Raw genomic sequence first — 19183 nt, 5'->3', positions numbered from 1 at the left:
TATTAAGCAATGATATTATCTTTCATTACTCTAAAAATATGAAAGAAACTATATAATTGATCAGCCATTCGCTTATTCTCCGATAGGCCTTTTACTTTACATATCAATATATCATAACGGCTCTAACTTCGTAACTAATTGAAATAAAAAAAGCGCAAGAAGAATACCCCTATTCTTCTTGCGCTTTTTACTATTATCACAGTGATTAAAGCGTTTACAAATTATTTCAAAATAATTAGTAAATCCATTCATTCATTAATTTTGAGTAGTCAACTAATTCTTCTTCTTTAAAGAAAATAGCAATCTCGCGCTCTGCACTTTCTAACGAATCAGAACCATGGATAATGTTTTTCGCAACAGTTACACCGAAATCTCCACGAATTGTTCCAGGAGCTGCTTCATGTGGTCTTGTTTTACCCATCATGTTACGAGCTGTATCTACTACACCTTCACCTTGCCATACCATTGCAAATACAGGGCCAGATGTAATAAAGTCTACTAATTCACCAAAGAAAGGTTTTTCTGTGTGCTCAGCATAGTGTTGTCCAGCAATTTCCGGAGTAACTTGCATTAATTTTGCACCAACTAATTGAAAGCCCTTCTTCTCAAAACGAGCTACAATTTCCCCAATGAAGGCACGTTGTACACCGTCTGGTTTAACCATTAGAAATGTTTTTTCCATAAAAAATCTCTCCACTTCTGAATTATGTATGTAATTGTATATCCCCACACACATATTAACACCCTTATCACAATTGTGCAATAGTTTTGAAATAGAGAGATTATTTTATTTTTTAGAAAAAACACTAAAATTTTCGTTTTCCAATATACTTTGCTACATTTTGTAATGCATACTTCGCTTGTCCACGTGGGAGTGGTTTTATAATTTCTAATGCTTTATGTAAATAACGTTCACTAAACGCAAATGCTTTATCAATAGCATCACTATTCTTTACAGCCTCAATAATTTCTTTCATTTCATCCGCTTGTGTATTTTCGTGTACAGATCTGATTTTCTTACGAAGCACTGGATCTTCCATAGCGTATAGGGCAGGAAGCGTAATATTTCCTTGCAACAAATCTCCGCCAGCAGGTTTCCCAAGCTTCTCTTCTGTGGAAACGAAATCTAGAATGTCATCAATAATTTGGTACGACATTCCTACAAAATACCCATACCAAAATAGTCGATTTACCGTATCACGACTAGCGCCAGCTGCAATTGCTCCTAATTGACAACTCGCAGCAATTAATAACGCTGTTTTTCGCTTTATCCTTCTTAAATACGTTCTTAAGTTTTGATCATAGTTATATTTATCTTTAATTTGTTCTATTTCACCTTTACAAACTTCTAAAATGGTATGCGATAGCGCCTGATGCGCCTCCGGAATTTCGATATTTGTTATACATTCAAGAGACTTAGCGAATAGATAATCTCCTGTATACATTGCAATACGATCTCCCCATTTCGCATTCACAGTTGCGCTACCACGTCGTAAAAATGCAGCATCAATAACATCATCGTGAACAAGAGAAGCCATATGAATAAGTTCTAACGCAACAGCTACATGCTTAATTGCGTCTAACTTATAATCTCCAAATTTCCCCGCAAGCAACACAAATACAGGACGAATTCGCTTCCCACCAGCTTCAATAAGTTGTAATGCCGCCTCTTCTACTAATGGCTGTTCAGAAGCAACTGTCTTTTTTAATTCTTTTTCTATCACATTAATATCCGATCGTAAAAAAGAGTACATAAGTTGTAACTTCATATTGTTCACCTTAACCTAAAACTTCTTTTTTCTTTTTTCTATTTTGATTCTGGTTTCATACCTAAATGCATCGCTGCTACCCCAAAAGTAAACGGCTTCACTTGTACACGTTCAAGTCCAGCTTTTTCGAACATCTTAGCCAATTCTTTCATACCAGGGAATGTACTAGCAGATTCTTGTAGCCATGAATATTCTTTATAACTTTTCGCAAATAACTTTCCAAATAACGGCATGATATATTTAAAGTATAAAGTATACCCTTGTCGAAAACCAATCATTGTTGGTTGAGATGTTTCCAAACAAATTACTTTTCCACCTGGTTTTACTACACGTGTCATTTCTTTTAATACGTGCATATAATCCGGTACGTTACGTAAACCAAACCCAATCGTTACATAATCAAATGTGTTATCTTCAAATGGAAGTTCCATTGCATTCCCATGTAGAAGTTCTACTTGTTTTAATTGTAACGTTTCTACCTTTTGCTTACCGACAGATAACATATTTTCACTGAAGTCTAAACCAACAACCTTGCCCTGCTCACCTACCGCTCCAGCTAGCGCAATTGTCCAGTCCGCTGTCCCGCAGCATACATCAAGCGCTTTACTACCTGGTTTTACATCCATAATACGCATCGTCTCTTTACGCCACGCTTTATGTCTTTGAAAACTAATTACAGAATTCATTACATCATATTTATCAGAGATTTTCTCAAATACATCATGTACTCTTTCTTCTTTTGATTGTTGCATGCTCGTACCTTCTTCCAATGTAAAATTGCTTATGTCTTCGATTTATCTCTTAACACAGAGTTTATTTCGCTTATATCTGTGTGATTTTCTAAAAATTGATTTTCTTTCTTTCTCAATTCCATCTTCCATCCATTAATAACTGTTTCTGCATCCGCTTTATCGTTCAAAATCCCTTGAACTGCTTGAAAAACAGGTGAATGTTGTTTATCAACATGTAGTTCACATTCTTTTTGAAGACGATTTTTTCCTAGTACATACGTTATAAACGGCTTCCAATGCGATAAATGAAAATGATCACATGTTTTTTGCAAGAGTGCAGACTCAATTGTTACTACACTTTCCATTATGTCATCCATCGTTTTATGCGCTTTTTGATATAACATTATTTTGTGTTCATTAATTTCTTTAATTCCTTCAGCAAGCGCACGAATTAAAACAATATCACGATTCATAGACAATAAGTAATAATATAACCCGCTATAGTAATCACCAGCAAGTACTGTTAGCTGACGACGTTTATGCGATTCATTTGCTTCTTCTCCTGCTTTATTTGATACTCTTTCATGTGTATCAAGCGCAATTTGCACAAGCATAATCGTTACTACATAATGCTCAATTTGTTCTATATGTAAATTTGCACTTTTTAAAGCACCGTATAACAATGCTATTTTTTCTTCATCAATAAATGGTTCTTCAATATAGTTTATAAAATAAGGATGGCGTAATTTCTCCATCAATTTCTCTCTTATACCTGCATACCCTCCGTAGATGTCACACACAAAAATCACCCTTGTTTTCTAATTCATAAAACTTATTATAACACATACATTCTATTTTCTATAACCAAAACTTGGCTACTCTTTCCAAACTTCCACCGAACTAAATAACATCTTCTATTCTTTTAAGTAGTCTTTCTATTCTCACTCTGCCTTACTAAAACTATATCATTTATTTACATAAAAAAAAAAGAAAAGCAGTTTCCCACTTTTCTTTACTTCGTTTTAATAAAAGATAAAATTTCACTACGTGCTGCAGCATCATTTTCTAGCACACCACGTACTGCTGTTGTTACTGTTTTCGCACCTGGCTTTTTTACACCACGCATCGTCATACACATATGTTCCGCTTCTACTACTACCATTACACCATGCGGCTCTAGTACTTCCATAATAGAGTTCGCTACTGTTGATGTAATACGTTCTTGTAGTTGTGGACGACGTGCAATTGTATCTACAGTACGAGCTAATTTACTTAACCCTGTCACTTTTCCGCCTTGCGGAATATATGCAACGTGAGCAACTCCATAGAATGGAACTAAATGATGCTCACACATCGAATAAAACGGTATATCTTTTACTAATACAAGCTCCTCGTGATCTTCTCCGAACACTTTATGCAAATGTTCTTTCGGATCTTCGTGCATACCCGCGAACACTTCTGCGTACATTTTTGCAACACGCTTTGGTGTATCAAGTACTCCCTCACGATTTGGATCATCTCCGATTGCCTCTAAAATAAGGCGTACTGCATGTTCAATTTGTTCTAAATTAACTTTTGCCATCCGCTAGCCCTCCCGAAAACCTAAAAGTGATACGAACACATTCTAGCATATTTATGTTTTTAAAAGCAAAAAGAAGAGTTCCCAAAAAGGAAACTCTTCTTCCCTGTTAATATGTAAGGATTATTTAACCGCATCTTTTAACGCTTTACCAGGTTTGAATGCAGGTACTTTACTTGCAGCGATTTCAATCTCCTCACCTGTTTGTGGGTTACGACCTTTACGAGCCGCACGCTCACGAACTTCGAAGTTACCGAATCCGATCAGTTGTACTTTATCACCTTGTTTTAAAGCTTCTAAGATAGAATCAAAAACAGCGTCTACTGCTTTTGTTGCGTCCTTTTTAGAAAGGGAACTTGCTTCTGCAACAGCATTGATTAAATCTGTCTTGTTCATGCCATTCACCTCCTCCCAAAGATAAGACTGTATAATGATCATAAAATGAGTCTTACTTTCATTTGTAGGCAATTTTTGCAAATTCTATACTACAAAGATGTAGATAAATCATTATCAACGCCTATATTATACGATTCTCCTTTATAATTCAATATTTTTAAGGAAATTGTTACTCTTAAAATGTGAAAATCTGATGAAACTTGACAATTTACAACAATATATTAGATAATGACTGTTTATTTCTCTATTCTATACGCGAAAATCAAAAAAATCCCTCTACGATGAGAGGGATTTTTTTCTTATAATATAATCGCAATTAATCCGCCAGATCCTTCATTAATAATTCTTTCTAGCGTTTCTTTTAATTTATATCTCGCATTTTCTGGCATTAAAGAAAGTTTCGCTTGAATACCTTCTCGAACAATAGAGCTAAGCGAACGTCCAAATATATCAGAATTCCAAATTGATAATGGGTCATCTTCAAAATCTTGCATTAAGTAACGAACTAGTTCTTCACTTTGCTTTTCCGTACCAATGATTGGCTCAAACGTAGACTCCACATCTACTTTAATCATATGAATAGACGGAGCTACAGCTTTTAATTTCACACCAAACCTTGAACCGTGACGAATAATTTCTGGCTCATCTAAGCTCATATCAGCTAACGCAGGCGCCGCTACACCATATCCTGTTTGCTTTACCATACGCAGGGCATCCGCCACTTGATCGTATTCTACTTTCGCATGAGACAAATCGAGCATAAGTTTCAATAAATGATCTTTCCCTCGAATTTCTACCCCTACTACTTCTTTTAAAATTTGATCATATAATTCATCTGGTGCATATAAATCAATCTCCGCTACACCTTGCCCCATATCAATGCCAGCTAGGCTCGCTCGATCAATAAATTCATACTGACTAAACTGCCAAACAACACGGTCCACATCACGAAGACGTTTTATATCCTTGACAGTCTCCTGAACGGCTTCTTGATAACTTTGGCGTAACCAATGCCCTTCATTTAGCACCATTACCCAGCTCGGAAGATTAACATTCACTTCTAAAACAGGGAACTCAAATAACGCCTCTCGAAGCACATTGTACACATCTGTTTCTCTTAAACTTTCAACACTCATTGCAATGACTGGGATATCATATTCTTCAGATAAACTTTGGCGCAATTGCTCTGTATCTGGATGATACGGCTGTACAGTATTAATGATCATAATGAAAGGTTTTCCTACCTCTTTTAACTCATTTACTACGCGTTCTTCTGCCTCTATATAATCTCTTCTTGGAATTTCACCAATCGTTCCATCTGTTGTAATCACAACACCAATTGTTGAATGTTCCTGAATTACTTTACGTGTTCCGATTTCTGCAGCTTCATGGAACGGAATAGGTTCTTCATACCAAGGAGTATTAATCATGCGCGGGCCATTCTCATCTTCATAGCCTTTTGCTCCCGGAACCGTATATCCGACGCAATCTACCAATCGAATATTCACTTCAAGACCTTCATCTACTTCGATAGAAACCGCTTGGTTTGGAACAAACTTCGGTTCCGTCGTCATGATTGTACGTCCAGCAGCACTTTGAGGCAGTTCATCCTGCGCCCTTTGACGGTCAGACTCATTCTCAATATTAGGAATAACTACAAGTTCCATAAATTTTTTAATGAATGTTGATTTTCCTGTTCGAACAGCTCCTACAACTCCAAAATAAATATCACCGCCTGTGCGTTCCGCAATATCTTTAAAAATATCTACCTTTTCCAAGTGATTCCCTCCCTCAAAATTTTTGGGAATAATTCCACGTTTATAGTCAACTAATACCTTCTCTAACGTTGCCTATAATATCTGATATAATATAATGGTATTCTAGAAGTTCGGACAATATATCATATAATTTTGTCCAATTTCATATGACTATTTAAAAATATCGTTTGTTTGCATCACAAGTTGTATAACATAAAAAACCTTTCTTCTAGAACTTATTCGCTAAAAGAAAGGTTCATGACTTATGATTTAAAAAAAATTGGTTCTCCGTCTTTTACTGTATACGGTAGAGAATAGGCAGGAACAAATGGAGAATCTTTCGATAGTATATTCCGGATATCTTCTCCCTCCTTAAATTGGCCTTCATTTTGTTTTAATGCTTCATATAGATCCATTCTATAGTCAACAAAAACTTCCCCTTTTTCATTGATTACTAAAGGCAACCCTTTACCAGAATACGGACTTGTTACTTGTGGTATATCTTTATATCCTAGTTTTTTGAAATCTAATTCATAGACACCATCTGAAATTACTTTTTTAAAAGGTGGATATTGATGGTCATCACGGTACATTTTAAGTTTCAATGTTAATTCCTGAATTTGCTCAGTCATCCTTACATCAATTAACTTTACAGTTGGATTCGTTTCAACATCTATTAATACGTACTGATATACTCCACCACTTTCATATGCGTTCCCCGGTGCTTCTTGTATGTAACGCGGAGCAATCTTTTGAAAATCGATTGGATACTTTTGATAAATAGGCGTACTCATATCCCGCGTCTTAATTGGCAATATCCCATCATTTTGTTCTTTAAATGTCGCAACAGCTTTTTGAACGACTTGTAGCTGATCTTCATAAGGAACAGCATTTTGTTTCATATTTTCTTTCGGATACAAACACCCTGTTAAAAGGCTCATACAACAAAATATTAAAATAATATGGACTTTTTTCACTAGCAATCACCTTTTCATACTAATATAGCTTGCTTCGTATGTAGCATTTTCGGACCATCCTCTTTACTGCTGTACAGGTCCACTAAATACAACAAGAAAAATAACAATTCCTGAAACAATCATAAGGGTGTACGCTACTAACGCTGTAATCCCTTTCAAAAATTTATTCTTTATTTTATATCTGCTTAGTAAAATAAAACTTACTGCAAAAAACATAAATCCAATTGCCCCTAAAGCAAACCACATTTTTATAAGCCCTTCCGACATATACACACCCCTTTTTATTATCTATTTTTATACTATTTTAACAAATTAAAATCTTTAAACAAATAAAAAAAGAACATTTTACTACGAATTTGCTAATATGTAACTTTAATCAACAGGATTTCCACATTTTCCATTAATGTATATAAAAATAAAAACCGAAACGAGTGTATCCCTCGCTTCGGTTGACCAAATATGCCCAAAACAGCTCTATTCCCATACTTTCATGGCTATCATATGCAATTTACAAACTCTTTGTTTCTCATAATTTATTTTTTAAACATTTTGCTTAACGAACCAAAATCTGCCGGCATATTATTGTTAATAATCGCTTTTACAATTTGATCCTCTTGTTCTTTCGGCACTTCACGTCCTGCCATAAGAGCCACTTGATGAATCAATTGACGAAGTACAGTCTCATCACGTAAATTCGCATTTTGTACAGATGATGCTAATTTAAAAATATCTTCTTTATTCACTTTCGCTTCTTTTTCAATGTTATTAAAAATGTTATTATCCATTCTTTTCACCCTCTCCTCAAGTTACTCTTCATCCTATGCAAAAATAAAAAAATGGTGAAAAGACCCAAAAAAATAAAAAGCGCCAGAAGTACAATTGTACTTCTGGCGCTTTTCTTTAAAGTAAGTCCGGTATAGCTTCCACTTCATGTTTTCGAACACGTCCCATTAATGAGCCTACCGCATCTTTTACGTTATTCCCATTGAACAGTACGTCATATAAAGCAGCTGTAATCGGCATTTCAACTTCCATTTTCTCTGCTAATTCATGAGCAGCTTTCGTTGTTCTTACACCTTCTACAACCATACCCATACTTTCTAACACTTCTTCTAAAGAGTGTCCTTTTCCAAGCATATTTCCAGCGCGCCAATTGCGGCTATGAACACTTGTACACGTTACAATTAAGTCTCCCATTCCAGTTAGACCAGCAAACGTTAACGGATTTCCGCCCATCTTTCTTCCTAAACGAGCAATCTCCGTTAAACCGCGTGTCATTAATGCTGCTTTTGCATTATCACCTAATCCAAGTCCATCAGTTATTCCGGCAGCTAATGCGATAATATTTTTTAACGCACCGCCAAGCTCAACTCCAACGATATCTGGATTTGTGTATACACGGAAGTAGCTATTCATAAACAAGTCTTGTACTTCCTCAGCCGCTTCCATACGCTTTGCTGCAGACGTAACAGTTGTCTCTTGGCGTAAGCCGACTTCTTCAGCATGACTCGGTCCAGACAGTACAACAACATCTTTAATCAAGTTCTCTGGAATTTCTTCCTCAATCACTTCCGAAATACGTTTTGACGTACCAGGTTCAATTCCTTTACTTGCATGAATCCAAGTAGTCGGACCTGCTACATATTTCTTCATATCTTGTAGCACTTCTCTATACGCTTTTGTTGGTACTACAAGAAGTACTACATTTACATCTACTAATGCTTCTTCTAAAGAAGAGTAGGCTACGATTGTGCTTGGCAATGTAATGCCTGGGAGATATCGACTGTTCTCATGTTTCGTATTAATCTCATCCATAAGTTCAGTACGATGTCCCCAAATACGTACATCATGTCCATTGTCAGCTAATACCATCGCTAACGCTGTTCCCCAACTACCTGCTCCTACTACTGTGATTTTTGTCATAAAATCACATCCTCTCCATTAGTCTCTTGCTCTAGCGATAATGTGAATCGGCGTTCCTACAAAACCGAACGCTTCACGTAAACGATTCTTTAAGAAGCGCTCATATGAAAAGTGCATTAATTCTGTATCGTTTACAAACACAACAAATGTTGGTGGTTTTACCGCAACTTGTGTTGCATAGAAGATTTTCAGACGGCTACCATTATGAGTCGGCGTTGGATTCATCGCTACCGCATCCATAATTACATCATTTAATACGTTCGTTTGAATACGGATACTATGACTTTCATTTACTTCATTAATAACTGGTAATAATGTTTGTGTACGTTTTTTCGTTTTCGCAGATAAGAATACAATCGGCGCATACTCTAAAAATTGGAAATGAGCGCGAATGTTTTCTTCAAATGCTTTCATTGTTTTTTCATCTTTTTTCACGGCATCCCATTTGTTTACGACGATAATAACAGCACGTCCTGAATCATGAGCATATCCAGCGATTTTTTTATCTTGTTCAATAATTCCTTCTTCTCCGTCTAAAACGACTAAAACAACGTCAGAACGTTCAATCGCTCTAAGTGCACGAAGTACACTATATTTTTCTGTACTTTCGTATACTTTCCCTTTTTTACGCATACCAGCTGTATCGATGATTACATAATCTTGACCATCTTTGCTATATGGTGTATCAACCGCATCACGTGTCGTTCCCGCTATATTACTTACAATTACACGTTCTTGACCAAGAAGTGCGTTTACAAGTGATGATTTCCCTACGTTTGGACGTCCAATTAAAGAGAAACGGATTGTTTCATCGTCATACGCTTCTTCTTCAATCTTTGGAAAATGCTTTGCAGCTTCATCTAACAAATCACCAAGTCCTAAGCCGTGTGTACCTGAAATCGGGAATGGCTCGCCAAATCCTAATGCATAGAAATCATAAATATCACTACGCATCTCTGGATTATCAACCTTATTTACCGCAAGTACAATTGGTTTTTTAGAGCGGTATAAAATTTTAGCAACTTCTTCATCTGCTGCAGTTACACCATCTCGACCATTCGTCATAAAAATGATAACATCTGCTTCATCAATCGCTACTTCCGCCTGTTGACGAATTTGTGTCAAAAATGGCTCGTCTCCAATATCAATTCCACCTGTATCAATAATGTTAAACTCATGATTTAACCATTCTCCCGCACTATAAATACGGTCTCGCGTTATACCTGGTATATCTTCTACAATTGAAACTCTTTCTCCAACAATTCTATTGAAAATAGTAGATTTTCCTACGTTCGGGCGGCCTACTATTGCTATTACTGGTTTCGGCATATACTTTCATCCTTTCAACTTACATCTGTTTATTATGTAAAAAACCCTTCTTTGTGCAAGAAGGGATTTGCATTCCAGAATAATTCTCAACGTATCAAAACACCTCGTATTATACCACACGTTGCTAATGTTTCACAATAATATATACATTCTCTTGTAAGCGATGCGCAATACCATCTAAAATAGCCTCTAAATTATTTGCAACAAATTCTAGTTCCTCTGTCGTCTCACAAGTAAACAAAGGAGCACCACCTCCAAATTTCTCTGGTTTCGTTGTAATAACCGCGAGAATAACGCTTTCTAACATCATCTCTTATCTCCCCTTCCTTTCGGGGCTTCCGATGACATATGAACGGCACTCTCTAACGTCGGCACATTCCCTATGACACCTATCGCTTTCTCTGCATCTTGATCTTGTGGCAAGACAAATATCCCAACTCTTCCATCCTCTAAATCACGCTTTGCTAACGGTACAAGCGCTGGTGTACCAGAATCTCTATATATCCCTAAAGCAACAGAAACATCGTGCAAAATAGCTTGTCGTTGCCCTAAATTTGCAATTGTAACCATCGCATCAATTGACTTCGGCTTTAGAATAAAACCCATTCCATATTTCATAATTTCCTCTTGTCTTGCTGGCAATCCAATATTCATAATGTAAATATTATCAATATATAGCCCGGCCCCTTCAAAACGAAGCGGAACATGCTCGATTTCAACAAGATCATGTAACCTCTTACCAGACATTAATTTTTTCGCGATAAAAAATGCAATTAGAGCCATAATTACTCCAGCAACCCATGAACGGAATCCTATATACGCAAACGTCGTTGCAAACGACGTTAACATCGCCAAATAGTTACGACTTTCAAAAACTAATGCAATTCCTTCAATGTATGTATTTCCACGTGGTACGAGCTCATATCCATCTAATTGTTGGAGTGTATTTCTTTCCATATTACGCACATCACGAAACTGTGTTGCCGCTAACGTAAGAAACGTAATAGCAGAAAAATCTTTTTTCAAAATTGACGGGATCGCAATTGCTCCTAAGGCCGCTGCAATTAACCCCATCGCAATGTGAATAATTTTCCCATGGAGCCTCGTCGGATATTGCCGCGTATCTGTCCGGAGCATTAGCAATCTTGTTACTGTCCCCGCTATTACGCCGCATAAAATGGCCGGTGTATATTCAGTCATGTATTACCCTCGCCTTTCTTTTACGTGTTTTTCTCTTGAACTGTTCTATATATACTGATGCTTTTGCCATCCAAAACAAAATTGCCATGAAAAATGTAGAAACGGCGACGATATCAAAAAACGCTAAACTACCATAATCGTAAGGGAAATGTAGCTTTCGAAAAATAAGCGTCACTAACAATTCTCCCTGTAACATTCCTATATAAAGAGAACATAATCGTAATATGCGATCCTCGTGTAATAAAACCGATGCATACACAAGAGCACCACTTAACAAAAACAACCTGTCCACCACAATCCAAATCGGATCATATACTTCTAACAAATGAAAACTTGTATATAACATTGCAATAATAAGCGCCGAAAGTAAGCTATATAATTTTTTCCAAATAGAATATAGTGTGATTCCTATAAAAGCAACAACAGAAAGTAAAAGTGCATTTACTGATACCGTGAATGAAGCAATCGTTACATGTAACGGAGAGCAAATAATAAAAATCAATATACAGGCGCTTATCTTCCACCGAATAGAGTCCTTTTTCATAAAAAAAGTTACGATAATCCACCCTATCCAAGCTACAAAATAAAAAGTACTCCCTTCCATCATTTCACCTCCTATGTTTTCCATTATGGGAACTTTTTATGAAAGTTAATCCACTTTCTTCGCGCATAGTTTTTTCATAATACAGCAACACTTTTAATAAGGAGGTGCAATTCATTATGGGTAAAGATCGTCAAGAACGAAAACTAAGAGAATCACGCCGCGTTGAATCTGACCGTGACCAATCATTACAATATCCGGGTGCTACTGGGCTCGATACACCAGAGCAAGCTCGAAAACAAAATCAGCACTAATGAATACAAAAAGACGGTTTCGATATTGTACGAAACCGTCTTTTACATAATTATTTTAATAATTTTTATTTATATCAAAATAATATTTCATTTACGAATTTTCCACTGATTAATTTTCCCCTCCACTTATTTCCCTTGGCCAAATTAAACCTTATCCAATAATCCAGTAGTACATTATCTACATTTTCCAGTCGTAACTTTTATGATTCAACATTTATATATCTCGATAATTTCATTTCATTTTTATTTTGATAGAATATTAATTCCATTCCTCACTTTATATTACTAAAAAAGAACAGCAAATAAAAAACCAACCAAACGGTTGATTTTTTATCTTCTACTATAATGCGTCGTATCAATACCACGCTGCGTTAACCAATGGTATGTTTCGCCCTTTACAACAAGAGGTACAGATTGTAACTCTTCTATCGTCTTCGCACCAAGAGCAGTCATAATAAATTTCAAATCTGTATGTAATAGATTAATTTCATCCACTAACTTCTCGATACCATCTTGCATTAAAATGCGTAAAAAGTATCCAGCAAACGCAGTTGTATTCGCCCCTAATGCGATTGCTTTCGCTACGTCAAGCGCTGTTTGTATACCCCCAGATGCAATAAAAGAGAGGTTATTATTTGTAGAGGTTGCTTCAATAATCGAGGTTGCTGTTTGTATGCCCCAGTTATTAAAATAAGAAAGCATTCGCTGTCTTCTTTCATTTTCAACAGCAGCAAAATTCGTACCACCTTGTCCACCAATATCAATTGCCGTTACACCTATGCTTGCTAACTGTTGTACAGTTTCCTTACTCATCCCAAATCCAACTTCTTTTACAATGACAGGAACTTTACTCTTTAAAACAATTTTCTCAATGCGTTGAAGTACACCAGTAAAGTCACGGTCTCCTTCTGGCATTGTTAACTCCTGTATAACATTTAAATGAATTTGCAATGCATTCGCTTCAATCATATCAATAGCACGCTTTGCCTGTTCGATAGTTGCCTCACTACCTAAATTAGCAAAGAAAGTACCATTTGGGTTTACCTTCCTGATAATCTTAAAAGATGCAGCCTCACTTTCATCTTTTAACGCCGCCATTTGCGAACCTACAGCCATAGCAAGATTATGATGTTTCGCTACATATGCTAATTGCTCATTAATATGTAATGTTCTCTCTCCGCCACCACCAGTCATCGCATTGATAAAAATCGGCGAACTTAGTGAAAGTTCGCCGATTTTTGTTCCACATGTTATTGTGTCATAACTTGAATTTGGCAAGCTTTGATGCACAAAGTCAATATCATGAAAGCCATGCGTACGAGACTGACCAGTAGAAAGAGCGTATTCAATATGATCTAATTTACGTTTTGCCCTTACCACTTGTACCCCTCTTTATTTCTTTAATTTTTTCAGTTGTTCACCAATAATATCACTTAATTGGAAAGTAGCAGAATCAGCATTTGGTTCATACTGACTGTAATCTTCAGTTACATTATTTTCTTCAAGCGCTTCTTTTATACTTAAAGAAATACGTTTCTCTGCTACATGGACTTCAAGTACTTTCACTTTTACTTCTTGTCCCATTTCCAATGCTTCATTTGGATTTTTCACATGACGATTTGCAATTTGAGATACGTGCACAAGACCTTCAACACCAGGTAAAATTTCAACAAATGCACCGAATGTAACAAGGCGTTTTACTACTCCCTCACGAATATCTCCAGCTTTTATTTCACCAGCAACATTTTCCCAAGGTCCCGGTTGAGCTGCTTTAATTGATAAAGAAATACGTTGTGTATCAGCATCAACTGATAACACCTTTACTTTTACCTTTTGACCTTGCTCTAATACTTCAGAAGGTTGCTCTACACGTTCGTGTGAAATTTGTGAAATATGAACTAAACCGTCCACACCACCAACGTTAACGAAAGCACCAAAATCCGTTAATCGTTGCACTGTTCCTTCAACAACGTCTCCTTCTTTTAATGAAGAAATTGCTTCTTTCTTCTTAGAATCTAGTTCTAATTCTACTACTGCTTTATGCGAAAGAATTACACGATTTTTTTCGCGGTCTAATTCAACAATTTTCACAGCTAATGTTTTGCCTTTATAGTCAGTAAAATCTTCTACATAATGTACTTCTACAAGTGAAGCTGGGATGAACCCACGAACACCAAGGTCCACAACTAATCCACCATTCACGATATCTTTTACAGTAACATCAAATACATGACCAGAAGTAAATTTCTCTTGTAATTCTACCCATGCTTTTTCTGCATCAACAGCACGTTTAGATAAGACAAGATCATCCTCTTCTAATTTAATAATTTTTAATTCTAGTATTTGATCTAATTCTACCACATCGCTTGCTTTTTCAATATGAACGTTAGCTAATTCACTAATTGGAATTACGCCATCTGTTTTGTATCCAACATTTACAAGCACTTGTTTCTCTTCAACTTTCGTTACAGAACCTGTAACAACGTCACCAACTTGTAATTCTTTTGAATCCATAACTTCTTCATTCATTTTCTCTACCATGGAAATACCTCCCTACAGAATTGACAAAGCATTTTTTTATGTATATACGAAATGAAAACAAATGTTTTCATTTGCATGTTTAAGAATTTATCATCACATACTCAGTTTTCATACATTTCACCAGAAAATATATTAAACCTATATAAATAGTATACAGCAAAATCATCTTGAAGAAAGTATGTTTTGAAATATAATAGCGAATATATTCTGAAAGTTTTATCTCTCTTTTACTAACTTCTTACAAATCCGATCATTTGTCAAGGAAAGAGCTTCACAATTCACGTATCCTTTACATTTCTATACAAACAAAAAAGAAAGAGGCTATCCCCTTTCTTTATTTCGCAAACACTCCTGAAACAATGCCCATAATTTTTTGGACAACTTCTTCAATTGATAAAGAAGTTGTGTCTAATTCCAATGCATCATCAGCTTTTTTCAGAGGAGAAACTTCGCGTTCTGAATCTAATTTATCACGCTGAGCAATTTCTTCTTTTAACTGCTCTAAATTAGAATCGAAACCTTTATTTATATTTTCTAAATGTCTTCTTTCTGCTCTTTCTTCAACAGAAGCAAGCATAAAGATCTTCACTTCAGCATCTGGTAACACATGTGTACCAATATCACGGCCATCCATTACAACGCCGCCTTTTTCCGCTAGCTCTTGTTGACGACGTACCATTTCTTCACGAACAAGGCGATGTTTCGCCACAATAGATACTCGATTCGTCACCTCTGGTGTACGAATTACTTCAGAAACATCTTGTCCATTTAAAAATACAAGTTGTGTATTTTCTCCTTGCTGAAATTCAATATTTACATTCTTTACAACTTCCATTAACTGCTCTTCATTTTCAATATCCACTTTTTGCTCAAGGGCTGCATATGTAATTGTACGATACATTGCCCCTGTATCAATATAAACGTAAGAAAGTTTCTTCGCTACAACTTTTGCGACTGTACTTTTTCCAGCAGCTGCTGGACCATCTATAGCAATTGAAATTCGTTTATCCATTGTAACACCTCATTTTTTCACTTATAAAACAAAACGAAAAGCAGGTATTCTCCTGCTTCTTCTCATTTGCTTCACGTCATTAAATCCTCAATTATTGTAGCATACTCCTTCCTAGAAGAAAATGAAAACTACCTATTCACCTGTAAGATTTCTGTTTCGTTTTTTACCGTGACACCTTCATAATAAACAATTTTAGATAAATATTTCACTGATGACTTATGTATAAATAACAATTGCACAACACAAAGACAAATAAATTGTATTATTAATATACGAATAAAAATTTTCTCCACCTTTTTCAACGTAATTGCTCCCTTCTACCTTATATTTATATATTTCGTTTTGAGATTTTATACATCATATATATAGCAGTTAATTTTATTGTCATTTTCGAGGCATACTTTTATACATTTCCATTGTCGAATTTACTCAAAACATGTTATGTTCTAAATGTATTTTTCAACTTGAAAGGGGTATAAGCATTGAAAAGAATCCTAGTTTTACACACAGGTGGAACAATTGCAATGGAGGAAGATAAAGAAACTGGAGTCGTACAACCAGGTGAAAAAAATCCTCTTTTAAAATTTATTCCTGATTTAGAAGGCGATGTTGATTTAATCGTTGAAGATGTGTTCCATCTACCATCTCCTCATATGACACCGAGCGAAATGTTACAATTACAAGTCATCATTGATGAAAGAGTAAAACAAGAAAACATTCATGGCGTAGTCATTACGCATGGTACGGATACATTAGAAGAAACAGCCTATTTCCTAGATTTAACAGTACAAGCAACTATTCCGATCGTCGTGACTGGCGCAATGCGTTCTAGCAATGAATTAGGTGCTGATGGTCTATATAACTTCTTATCAGCTGTAAAAGTCGCTAGCAGTAGTGAAGCTGCAGAAAAGGGTGTTCTAGTCGTATTAAACGACGAAATTCATTGCGCTACAAATGTAACGAAAACACATACAAGTAATGTAGCAACATTCCAAAGTCCACAGTATGGACCAATTGGTATGGTAACAAAACGTGGTGTTGTATTCCACCATGCTTTAGTACATCACGAAACATATTCCGTAAATAAGGTTTCTAAAAACGTAGTCGTTCTAAAAGCATACGCGGGTATGGACGATACATTATTAGCAGCCATTGAAACCCTTCCAGTAGACGGGATTGTTATCGAAGCACTTGGACAAGGTAATTTACCTCCAAGAACACTTCCTAGTCTAGAACGATTAATAAACAAAGGAATTCCTGTCGTATTAGTTTCCCGCTGTTTCAACGGTATCGTTCAAGATGTATACTCATATGAAGGCGGCGGCAAACAATTAAAAGATATGGGTATTGTATTCACATACGGTTTAAATGCTCAAAAAGCACGTATTAAATTATTAGTTGCATTAGAGAATACAACTTCTCATGAAGCAATCCAAAATATGTTTATGCACAATTAAAAAAGAAGCTGTCGAAGTTTATTTCGACAGCTTCTTTTTACATTTCTCTTGTTACAATGGTTTGCGCAATCGCATTTCCATGAAATCTACCGTTCTCGATAAATATTTCATTCGCATTATTTCCAGCAGCAATTACACCTGCAATGAAAATATTTTCAGCGTTCGTTTCCATTGTATCCTCTGCATGAATTGGACGCCCTGTTTCTTCATCAATCCGAACACCCATATTCGTTAAGAAACTATGATTAGGGTGGTAACCAGTCATCGCAAATACAAAATCATTTTGGATTGTTTTTTCCTCGCCATCAACTGTATACGTTAATGTATGTTCAGTAATTTCTTTCACATGAGCCCCGAAATGCATTTGAATTGTGCCGTTTCGTACTAATGCCTCAAACTCCGGCAAAATCCACGGCTTTATGCTTGTTGAATACTCACTTCCGCGATATAGTACCGTTACACGCGCACCCGCTTTAACAAGTTCTAACGCGGCATCTACACTCGAGTTTTTCCCACCTATAACTACTACATCTCGGTCAAAATAAGGATGCCCCTCTTTAAAATAGTGAGCTACTTTCTTCAGTTCCTCACCTGGAACATTCATATAATTTGGATTGTCATAATATCCAGTTGCTACAACAACGTATTTCGCTATATACATTTCTTTACTTCCGTCACGTTTTGTCGTCTCAACCTTAAAGACTTCTCCATCTTTTTGAACTTTCTCTACTCGTTCAAAAGCATTTACACGTACAGATTTACGCTTTACTACTTCACGATAATACGCAAGCGCTTGATTTCGAACTGGCTTACGGTTTTCTGTAATAAAAGCTACTTCACCAATTTCTAATTTTTCACTAGAAGAGAAAAATGTTTGATGAGTTGGATAATTATAAATGGCATTTACAATGTTTCCTTTTTCAATTACTAACGGATTTATCCCTACCTTTTGCAATGAAATTGCTGCTGCTAATCCGCACGGACCGCCTCCGATTATAATAACTGTTTCTTTCTGCATACTCGTCCACTCCTAGTCTTCTACCTCTGCACTATTTATAAAAACAAGAAAAAACCTACTTACAGCAGTAGGCACCTATCTTTATTGTATTCATTTTTCATATATTTGTCATCTAAACGAAACGTACATCCGATAGACATCTGCTAAAAACTGCTGAAATTTAATACCTTGTTTCCCTAATACATTTTCAGGATCAATCTTTCTAGCTGGGTCAAGTGTTTTATGTGATACGATATCTTTTTTCGGATTCAAGCCGAAGTTTTGACATAAATACGCATGATACCACGTAAAACGTGTATATGCTTCCCAAAAGTTAACATCACCGCCATAACAAAGTTCCACTCCAATAGCAGCCTTATTTGCATCATAACCATATAAGTCATTATCTGTCGGCACACCATATCGAACATGATAAGCAACTTCACTTATAGGAATAATTTCTAATATTGTTTTGTCATCTATAAATGTATGTGCCGAGGCTTTCGGTTGTATCTCATTAAAATAATCCCGATTCCCTATCGCATTGCTACCAGGATTCCCCGTATCATGACTTACAATAAACCTTACTTTAGAGAGAGGAATTCCCGGTCGTGAACTTCCATATCCAATATAATTACGCTCTATAGGAAACATCGCCAT

At 36.1% G+C, this 19183-nt stretch carries 23 protein-coding genes; 2 read left to right on the top strand and 21 right to left on the bottom strand.

From position 1 onward, the window contains the following. Positions 1-235: 235 nt before the first annotated feature. From ndk to ACYVEC_RS09780, 15 genes are all read right to left on the bottom strand, one after another. Positions 236-682: a nucleoside-diphosphate kinase gene (gene ndk, locus ACYVEC_RS09850; RefSeq protein WP_000415885.1), complete on the bottom strand. Its 447-nt coding sequence runs from the start codon at positions 680-682 to the stop codon at positions 236-238. Positions 683-806: 124 nt separating this feature from the next. After that, the gene (gene hepT, locus ACYVEC_RS09845) at positions 807-1769 is read right to left on the bottom strand and encodes a heptaprenyl diphosphate synthase component II (RefSeq protein ID WP_063224159.1); all 963 of its coding nucleotides are present in this window, start codon (positions 1767-1769) and stop codon (positions 807-809) included. Positions 1770-1807: 38 nt separating this feature from the next. Further along, the gene (menG, locus tag ACYVEC_RS09840; RefSeq protein ID WP_098557342.1) at positions 1808-2521 is read right to left on the bottom strand and encodes a 2-heptaprenyl-1,4-naphthoquinone methyltransferase; all 714 of its coding nucleotides are present in this window, start codon (positions 2519-2521) and stop codon (positions 1808-1810) included. Between the two features lie 29 nt (positions 2522-2550). After that, positions 2551-3300: a heptaprenyl diphosphate synthase component 1 gene (locus ACYVEC_RS09835; protein WP_063224161.1), complete on the bottom strand. Its 750-nt coding sequence runs from the start codon at positions 3298-3300 to the stop codon at positions 2551-2553. A gap of 212 nt (positions 3301-3512) precedes the next feature. Next, complete coding sequence (gene folE, locus ACYVEC_RS09830) at positions 3513-4082, bottom strand: GTP cyclohydrolase I FolE (protein ID WP_001151478.1); 570 nt, start codon at positions 4080-4082, stop codon at positions 3513-3515. A gap of 120 nt (positions 4083-4202) precedes the next feature. Then, complete coding sequence (locus ACYVEC_RS09825) at positions 4203-4475, bottom strand: HU family DNA-binding protein (RefSeq protein WP_001043860.1); 273 nt, start codon at positions 4473-4475, stop codon at positions 4203-4205. A gap of 299 nt (positions 4476-4774) precedes the next feature. Further along, entirely contained in the window at positions 4775-6253 is a 1479-nt protein-coding gene (gene spoIVA / locus ACYVEC_RS09820) for a stage IV sporulation protein A (protein WP_000416522.1), read from the bottom strand. A gap of 242 nt (positions 6254-6495) precedes the next feature. Continuing rightward, the gene (locus tag ACYVEC_RS09815) at positions 6496-7209 is read right to left on the bottom strand and encodes a hypothetical protein (RefSeq protein WP_199677581.1); all 714 of its coding nucleotides are present in this window, start codon (positions 7207-7209) and stop codon (positions 6496-6498) included. A gap of 63 nt (positions 7210-7272) precedes the next feature. Then, the gene (locus ACYVEC_RS09810) at positions 7273-7476 is read right to left on the bottom strand and encodes a DUF2768 domain-containing protein (protein ID WP_001288995.1); all 204 of its coding nucleotides are present in this window, start codon (positions 7474-7476) and stop codon (positions 7273-7275) included. A 266-nt stretch (positions 7477-7742) separates the two neighbouring features. Next, positions 7743-7994 carry a stage VI sporulation protein F gene (locus tag ACYVEC_RS09805; RefSeq protein ID WP_000369753.1) on the bottom strand — a complete coding sequence of 84 codons (252 nt, stop codon included), beginning with the start codon at positions 7992-7994 and terminating at the stop codon, positions 7743-7745. Positions 7995-8109: 115 nt separating this feature from the next. Further along, positions 8110-9132: an NAD(P)H-dependent glycerol-3-phosphate dehydrogenase gene (locus ACYVEC_RS09800; RefSeq protein ID WP_063224163.1), complete on the bottom strand. Its 1023-nt coding sequence runs from the start codon at positions 9130-9132 to the stop codon at positions 8110-8112. Positions 9133-9150: 18 nt separating this feature from the next. After that, the gene (gene der, locus ACYVEC_RS09795; RefSeq protein ID WP_060630177.1) at positions 9151-10461 is read right to left on the bottom strand and encodes a ribosome biogenesis GTPase Der; all 1311 of its coding nucleotides are present in this window, start codon (positions 10459-10461) and stop codon (positions 9151-9153) included. 124 nt (positions 10462-10585) lie between these two features. Further along, positions 10586-10771, bottom strand: a complete 186-nt coding sequence (locus ACYVEC_RS09790; RefSeq protein ID WP_060630176.1) for a capping complex subunit for YIEGIA — start codon at positions 10769-10771, stop codon at positions 10586-10588. Next, positions 10768-11661, bottom strand: coding sequence for a YIEGIA family protein (locus tag ACYVEC_RS09785; protein ID WP_063224164.1), 894 nt, complete (start codon positions 11659-11661; stop codon positions 10768-10770). The genes ACYVEC_RS09790 and ACYVEC_RS09785 overlap by 4 nt, the downstream gene beginning before the upstream one ends. Continuing rightward, the gene (locus ACYVEC_RS09780) at positions 11654-12265 is read right to left on the bottom strand and encodes a YphA family membrane protein (protein WP_063224165.1); all 612 of its coding nucleotides are present in this window, start codon (positions 12263-12265) and stop codon (positions 11654-11656) included. Before ACYVEC_RS09780 ends, ACYVEC_RS09785 begins: the two co-directional genes overlap by 8 nt. A gap of 116 nt (positions 12266-12381) precedes the next feature. On the opposite strand from ACYVEC_RS09780, the gene ACYVEC_RS09775 reads away from it, so the two are divergent. Next, positions 12382-12516 carry a YpzI family protein gene (locus tag ACYVEC_RS09775; protein WP_000513900.1) on the top strand — a complete coding sequence of 45 codons (135 nt, stop codon included), beginning with the start codon at positions 12382-12384 and terminating at the stop codon, positions 12514-12516. Positions 12517-12846: 330 nt separating this feature from the next. Here ACYVEC_RS09775 and ACYVEC_RS09770 read toward each other — a convergent pair whose 3' ends face one another. From ACYVEC_RS09770 to ACYVEC_RS09755, 4 genes are all read right to left on the bottom strand, one after another. Next, the gene (locus tag ACYVEC_RS09770) at positions 12847-13896 is read right to left on the bottom strand and encodes a type 2 isopentenyl-diphosphate Delta-isomerase (protein WP_063224166.1); all 1050 of its coding nucleotides are present in this window, start codon (positions 13894-13896) and stop codon (positions 12847-12849) included. 12 nt (positions 13897-13908) lie between these two features. Continuing rightward, a complete protein-coding gene (gene rpsA / locus ACYVEC_RS09765) occupies positions 13909-15057 on the bottom strand; it encodes a 30S ribosomal protein S1 (RefSeq protein WP_063224167.1) in 1149 nt (382 codons plus the stop codon). Between the two features lie 334 nt (positions 15058-15391). Further along, positions 15392-16069 carry a (d)CMP kinase gene (gene cmk / locus ACYVEC_RS09760; RefSeq protein ID WP_063224168.1) on the bottom strand — a complete coding sequence of 226 codons (678 nt, stop codon included), beginning with the start codon at positions 16067-16069 and terminating at the stop codon, positions 15392-15394. A 128-nt stretch (positions 16070-16197) separates the two neighbouring features. Then, positions 16198-16371, bottom strand: a complete 174-nt coding sequence (locus ACYVEC_RS09755; protein ID WP_080468633.1) for a YpfB family protein — start codon at positions 16369-16371, stop codon at positions 16198-16200. A gap of 180 nt (positions 16372-16551) precedes the next feature. Between ACYVEC_RS09755 and ansA the strand changes: the two genes are divergently transcribed. Beyond that, the gene (gene ansA, locus ACYVEC_RS09750) at positions 16552-17526 is read left to right on the top strand and encodes an asparaginase (protein ID WP_080468634.1); all 975 of its coding nucleotides are present in this window, start codon (positions 16552-16554) and stop codon (positions 17524-17526) included. A 37-nt stretch (positions 17527-17563) separates the two neighbouring features. On the opposite strand, the gene ACYVEC_RS09745 is transcribed toward ansA, so the two are convergent. Continuing rightward, positions 17564-18544 (bottom strand): YpdA family putative bacillithiol disulfide reductase, encoded by a 981-nt coding sequence (locus tag ACYVEC_RS09745; protein ID WP_063224169.1) that lies wholly within the window; start codon positions 18542-18544, stop codon positions 17564-17566. A gap of 108 nt (positions 18545-18652) precedes the next feature. Then, positions 18653-19183, bottom strand: coding sequence for a peptidoglycan recognition protein family protein (locus ACYVEC_RS09740; RefSeq protein ID WP_001240646.1), 531 nt, complete (start codon positions 19181-19183; stop codon positions 18653-18655).

Source organism: Bacillus sp. MN7755, assembly GCF_054771475.1.
Note: the sequence above shows the minus strand (reverse complement) of the source record. Positions and strands in the feature narration are given on the sequence as shown.